Here is a 6302-nt window from a genome sequence, read left to right on the forward strand (position 1 = left end):
GCTATGTCAGATCGGACAATTGGAATTTTAGGTTTGGGTATTTTTGGGAGTAGTGTTCTCGCCGCTCTTGCTAAGCATGATGTAAATATCATAGCCATTGATGACCATGAGGAACGAATCAATCAATTTGAACCAGTCTTGGCGCGTGGCGTTGTTGGAGATATCACAGATGAGGACCTCTTGCTATCAGCTGGAATTGATACCTGCGATACCGTAGTCGTCGCAACGGGTGAAAATTTAGAGTCCAGTGTTCTAGCAGTCATGCATTGCAAGAGTCTGGGTGTACCGACTGTTATTGCTAAGGTCAAAAGTCATACAGCAAAAAAAGTCCTTGAAAAAATAGGTGCAGATTCAGTCATTTCACCAGAGTATGAGATGGGTCGTTCGTTGGCACAGACGATTCTCTTTAATAACAGTGTAGATGTCTTTCAGTTAGACAAGAACGTCTCCATTGTCGAGATGAAAATTCCTGCATCTTGGGTAGGAAAGAGCCTTAGCCAATTAAATCTTAGAGGACGGTACAATCTCAATATCCTCGGTTTTCGTGACTACGAAAATGCTCCCTTGGATGTTCAATTTGGACCGAATGATCTATTGAAAGCTGACTCCTATATCATGGCAGTGATCAATAACCAATATTTGGATACCCTAGCAAGCCTCAGTGAGTAGAGGAGGAATGACTATTCTTTTTTTCAACGACTATTGAGTCAATATAAGTATTTTATAAGAGGGATTTAAGAAAAATTTTAACTTTTTCTTAATCCTTTTTAATTTTAGGAGATTATACTAGAGTCATCAAATAAAGAAAAACTCTAAGGAGAATCCTATGAAATTCAATCCAAATCAAAGATATACTCGTTGGTCTATTCGCCGTCTTAGTGTCGGTGTTGCCTCAGTTGTTGTGGCTAGTGGCTTCTTTGTCCTAGTTGGCCAACCAAGTTCGGTGCGTGCCGATGTGGTCAATCCAACCCCTGCTCAAGTCGTACCAGACGCTGCCTCAGTGAGTGAAAAGAGTGACTTACCGGCAGAACTTCTCAAAGAAGCAGTCGATACAGCTCTTCCTTCAGACCAGGCAGACTCAGCACCCAAAGAAGAAGTGCAAGCAAAACCAGAATCTAAGAAACAAACAGAAGATACGGTTAAACCTGCGACAAATCCTGCTCCTGCAGTTACTGGACAAGACCATGAAGCAAATGAAGCTCAACCAGCAACCACTCCAGCTGAAGTTCAAAAAGGCGTGGCTGACAATACCAAAGACACAGTAGACGTTCCAGCTACATACTTGGATAAAGCCAACTTCCCTGGCCCATTCACAGCTGGTGTCAACCAAGTTATTCCATACGAATTCTTCGCCGGAGACGGCATGTTAACACGCCTTATCTTGAAAGCATCCGATAAGGCCCCATGGTCAGACAACGGTTCAGCCAAAAATCCGGCCCTCCCACCAGTAGAAAAATTGGGCAAAGGTCTCTACTTCTATGAAGTGGATTTGGCCGGCACTCAAGGTAAATCAGATAAAGAGCTGCTTGACTTGTTAAAACAAAACGGCACTCAAAGCTATAAAGCTACAATTAAGGTGTATGGTGCGAAAGATGGCAAAGCAGATTTGAGTAACCTCGTAGCGACTAAGGATTTGGATGTCAACTTGAACGGCTTAACCACCCCAGCTGAAGTGCAAAAAGGTGTGGCTGATAACACCAAAGACACAGTTGATGTTCTAGCTTCTTACTTGGACAAGGCTAACTTCCCTGGCCCATTCACAGCCGGTGTTAACCAAGTGATTCCATATGAATTCTTCGCTGGTGACGGTATGTTGACTCGCCTTATCTTGAAAGCATCTGACAAGTCCCCATGGTCAGACAACGGTTCAGCCAAAAATCCTGCTCTCCCACCAGTAGAAAAATTAGGCAAAGGTCTCTACTTCTATGAAGTAGATTTGGCAGGTACTCAAGGTAAATCAGATAAAGACCTTCTTGACCTCTTGAAACAAAATGGCACTCAAAGTTATAAAGCTACTATTAAAGTGTATGGTGCGAAAGATGGCAAAGCAGATTTGAGCAACCTTGTAGCGACTAAAGAATTGGATGTCAACTTGAACGGCTTGACTACTCCAGCTGAAGTACAAAAAGGTGTAGCCGATAATACCAAAGACACAGTAGATGTCCCAGCCACTTACTTGGACAAAGCCAATTTCCCAGGCCCATTCACAGCAGGTGTCAACCAAGTTATTCCATATGAATTCTTCGCTGGTGACGGTATGTTGACTCGTCTTATCTTGAAAGCTTCTGACAAAGCTCCATGGTCAGACAACGGTTCAGCTAAAAATCCAGCTCTTCCACCAGTAGAAAACTTGGGCAAAGGTCTCTACTTCTACGAAGTGGATTTGGCCGGCACTCAAGGTAAATCAGATAAAGACCTTCTTGACCTCTTGAAACAAAATGGCACTCAAAGTTATAAAGCCACCATCAAAGTGTACGGTGCTAAAGATGGCAAGGCAGACTTGAGTAATCTCGTAGCGACTAAGGATTTGGATGTCAACTTGAACGGCTTGACCACTCCAGCTGAAGTACAAAAAGGTGTGGCTGATAATACCAAAGACACAGTAGATGTCCCAGCCACTTATTTGGACAAAGCCAACTTCCCAGGCCCATTCACAGCCGGAGTCAACCAAGTCATTCCATACGAATTCTTCGCTGGTGACGGTATGTTGACTCGCCTTATCTTGAAAGCATCTGACAAGTCCCCATGGTCAGACAACGGTTCAGCAAAAAATCCAGCTCTCCCACCAGTAGAAAAATTAGGCAAAGGTCTCTACTTCTATGAAGTGGATTTGGCAGGTACCCAAGGTAAATCAGATAAAGATTTGTTAGAGTTGTTGAAACAAAACGGTACACATAGCTATAAAGCTACCATCAAAGTGTACGGTGCAAAAGACGGCAAGCCTGACTTAACTAATCTTGTAGCGACTAAAGATTTGACTGTTAATTTGAAGGGGTATAAGTCTCTCAATCCGATGAAATCGCAAATGCCAGCTGCTAGCCAGGATAAGATGATGCCTAACAAAGAGCAGGACAAAACCATGAATGCTAGCCAGCCTATGGTAACCTCAAGCAAAATGTCTGATGAAGGTAAGATGGCATCTAATAACAAGGCGTCAAATCCAATGATGGCTGATCACATGAAAGAACAAAAAGACATGCTTCCATATACCGGTGAAGCCCAAACATCAATGGCTACTCTTGGATTCTTTGGATTAGCTTTGGCCGGACTTCTAGGTGGACTCGGTTTGAAAGCTAAAAAAGAGGATAATGACTAGTCTAGCTACAGACTTTCTATCTAGGATTTAAAAAATCCAGATAGCGATTAGAATGTTCGTAAAGAGATTAAAATAGTGTTATACTATTGTGGTATAGCACTGTTTTTTTCAAAGGAGAGACAGATGGGAAAGACAATTTTACTCGTTGACGACGAGGTAGAAATCACAGATATTCATCAACGCTATCTGGTTCAGGCAGGATATCAGGTTTTGGTAGCTCATGATGGAGTAGAGGCCTTGGAAATCTTCAAGCGAAAACCGATTGATTTGATTATTACAGATATCATGATGCCTCGGATGGATGGTTATGATTTGATTAGTGAGGTCCAGTATCAATCTCAAGATCAGCCTTTTCTCTTTATCACAGCTAAGACTAGCGAGCAGGACAAGATTTATGGCCTGAGCTTAGGGGCAGATGACTTTATTGCCAAGCCCTTTAGCCCTCGTGAGCTGGTTTTGCGTGTCCACAATATCTTGCGTCGCCTTCATCGTGGAGGTGAGACAGAAGTCGTCAGTCTCGGGGATTTACGGATGAATCACGGTAGTCATGAGGTCCAAGTCGGAGATGTAGCACTTGATTTGACAGTCAAATCCTTCGAGCTTTTATGGCTTTTAGCCAGCAATCCAAAGCGGGTTTTCTCTAAGACAGATCTCTATGAAAAGGTCTGGCAAGAAGACTATGTGGATGATACCAATACCTTGAATGTTCATATTCATGCATTGAGGCAGGAGTTGGCTAAATATGCCAGTGCAGAAACGCCCACCATCAAAACCGTCTGGGGTTTGGGCTACAAAATTGAGAAAGCACGAGGTAGTCAATGAAATTAAAAAATTATATTCTAGTAGGTTATATCATTTCAACACTCCTAACGATTATCGTGGTTTTTGGGGCCGTCCAGCGAATGTTAATTGACGAAAGAGAGATTTATTTCCTAGTGGGTATGACTCTCATGGCAAGTTTTGTTGGTGCTGGGATTAGTCTCTTTCTCCTATCGCCTGTCTTTACATCATTGGCCAAACTTAAGGAACATGCAAAGCGAGTAGCGGACAAGGACTTCCCTGCAAATCTGGAGGTTCAAGGGCCTGCAGAATTTCAGCAGTTAGGGCAAGCTTTCAATGAAATGTCCCATGATTTGCAAGCGACCTTTGATTCCTTGGAAGAAAGCGAACGAGAAAAGGGCTTGATGATTGCCCAGCTTTCGCATGATATCAAGACTCCCATCACCTCTATCCAAGCGACGGTAGAAGGAATTTTGGACGGAGTTATCAAGGAAGGAGAACAAGCCCATTATCTAGCAACCATTGGACGCCAGACCGAAAGGCTTAATAAACTGGTTGAAGAGTTGAATTTTTTGACCCTAAACACAGCTAGAAATCAGGCAGAGACGACTAGTAAAGACAGCATTTTTCTGGATCAGCTCTTGATTGAGTGTATGAGTGAATTTCAGTTCTTGATTGAGCAGGAGGAGCGAGATGTCCACTTACAGGTGATTCCAGAGTCTGCCCGGATTGAAGGAGATTATGCCAAACTTTCTCGCATCTTGGTGAATCTGGTCAATAACGCTTTTAAATACTCAGCTCCAGGAACCAAGCTGGAAGTGGTGGCTAAGCTGGAGAAGAACCAGCTTTCAATCAGTGTGACCGATGAAGGGCAGGGCATTGCCCCAGAGGATTTGGAGAATATTTTCAAACGCCTTTATCGTGTCGAAACTTCGCGCAATATGAAAACAGGTGGTCATGGCTTAGGTCTTGCGATTGCGCGTGAATTAGCCCATCAATTAGGTGGAGAAATCACAGTTACCAGCCAGTACGGCCTAGGAAGCACCTTTACCCTCCTTCTCAACCTTTCTGGTAGTGAAAATAAAGCTTAACCCCCCTTTACAAATCCAGCGATCCATGGTAAAATGGATTTTGTGTGAAATATCAGCAGGAAAGCATGAAGCTCGTCAACAGGTGTCTTATAATAAGTAACCTTGGCTGTTTAGGCGAAGGGCATCTGCACGAATCAGGGCTTTCTAAGTGACTATTTCCACCGAAATATTATTTATATCAGGAGGACATTCACATGTCACGTTATACAGGACCATCTTGGAAACAAGCTCGTCGCCTTGGCCTTTCACTTACAGGTACAGGTAAAGAATTGGCACGTCGTAACTACGTACCAGGACAACACGGACCAAACAACCGTTCTAAATTGTCAGAATACGGTTTGCAATTGGCTGAAAAACAAAAACTTCGTTTCACTTACGGTGTAGGTGAAAAACAATTCCGTAACTTGTTCGTACAAGCTACAAAAATCAAAGGTGGAATCCTTGGTTTCAACTTCATGCTTCTTTTGGAACGTCGTTTGGATAACGTTGTTTACCGTCTTGGTCTTGCGACTACTCGTCGTCAAGCTCGTCAATTCGTAAACCACGGTCACATCCTTGTTGACGGAAAACGCGTTGATATCCCATCATACCGTGTAACTCCAGGTCAAGTAATCTCAGTTCGTGAAAAATCATTGAAAGTTCCAGCTATCCTTGAAGCAGTAGAAGCTACTCTTGGACGCCCAGCATTCGTATCATTCGACGCTGAAAAATTGGAAGGTTCATTGACTCGCTTGCCAGAACGCGACGAAATCAACCCAGAAATCAACGAAGCACTTGTCGTTGAATTCTACAACAAAATGCTTTAATTTTAAGAAATATCTTACAGAAAGCCTACAACAGTGGGCTTTTTGCTTTACCTGAAAATTAGACTGTGAAAAACTAGTCACCTTTATGTGAATTACAAACTTATAATCCATAACATTACAGACTTGAAAAAACACAAGATAGGAAAGACGGGCCCTCTTTCCCCCTTTCTCTGCTATACTACAAGCAGAGAAAGGGGGAAAGCAAATGCTTGAAAAGTATTATGATAAGGTAAAGGGAATTGTTCATAGATGTAGAAAAGACTACTATCTCCACCTGTGGGAGAAAGAGGATTGGGACCAAGAAGGCAT

5 protein-coding genes and 1 pseudogene are annotated in these 6302 nt (G+C 42.9%); all 6 read left to right on the forward strand.

What is annotated here, in order from left to right; translation table 11 throughout:
* Window positions 1–3 precede the first annotated feature (3 nt).
* Window positions 4–669 carry a potassium channel family protein gene (locus QM450_RS07755; RefSeq protein WP_414320198.1) on the forward strand — a complete coding sequence of 222 codons (666 nt, stop codon included), beginning with the start codon at window positions 4–6 and terminating at the stop codon, window positions 667–669.
* A gap of 157 nt (window positions 670–826) precedes the next feature.
* Window positions 827–3316: an SSURE domain-containing protein gene (locus QM450_RS07760; protein WP_414320199.1), complete on the forward strand. Its 2490-nt coding sequence runs from the start codon at window positions 827–829 to the stop codon at window positions 3314–3316.
* A gap of 123 nt (window positions 3317–3439) precedes the next feature.
* Complete coding sequence (locus QM450_RS07765; RefSeq protein ID WP_414320200.1) at window positions 3440–4138, forward strand: response regulator transcription factor; 699 nt, start codon at window positions 3440–3442, stop codon at window positions 4136–4138.
* A complete protein-coding gene (locus QM450_RS07770) occupies window positions 4135–5187 on the forward strand; it encodes a sensor histidine kinase (protein WP_414320201.1) in 1053 nt (350 codons plus the stop codon). The genes QM450_RS07765 and QM450_RS07770 overlap by 4 nt, the downstream gene beginning before the upstream one ends.
* Before the next feature lie 194 nt (window positions 5188–5381).
* The gene (rpsD, locus tag QM450_RS07775) at window positions 5382–5993 is read left to right on the forward strand and encodes a 30S ribosomal protein S4 (protein ID WP_000092756.1); all 612 of its coding nucleotides are present in this window, start codon (window positions 5382–5384) and stop codon (window positions 5991–5993) included.
* Window positions 5994–6198: 205 nt separating this feature from the next.
* A pseudogene (locus QM450_RS07780) lies at window positions 6199–6302 on the forward strand (sigma-70 family RNA polymerase sigma factor); the annotation flags it as partial.

It is taken from the genome of Streptococcus infantis, from assembly GCF_047464615.1.
In the GTDB taxonomy this organism is placed as follows: Bacteria; Bacillota; Bacilli; order Lactobacillales; family Streptococcaceae; genus Streptococcus; species Streptococcus infantis_Y.

Excerpts from the sequence above, each read along its gene's own strand:
- QM450_RS07765 (WP_414320200.1), top strand. The coding sequence starts at position 3,440 with ATGGGAAAGACAATTTTACTCGTTGACGACGAGGTAGAAATCACAGAT.
- QM450_RS07770 (WP_414320201.1), top strand. The coding sequence starts at position 4,135 with ATGAAATTAAAAAATTATATTCTAGTAGGTTATATCATTTCAACACTC.
- QM450_RS07755 (WP_414320198.1), top strand. The coding sequence starts at position 4 with ATGTCAGATCGGACAATTGGAATTTTAGGTTTGGGTATTTTTGGGAGT.
- QM450_RS07760 (WP_414320199.1), top strand. The coding sequence starts at position 827 with ATGAAATTCAATCCAAATCAAAGATATACTCGTTGGTCTATTCGCCGT.
- rpsD (WP_000092756.1), top strand. The coding sequence starts at position 5,382 with ATGTCACGTTATACAGGACCATCTTGGAAACAAGCTCGTCGCCTTGGC.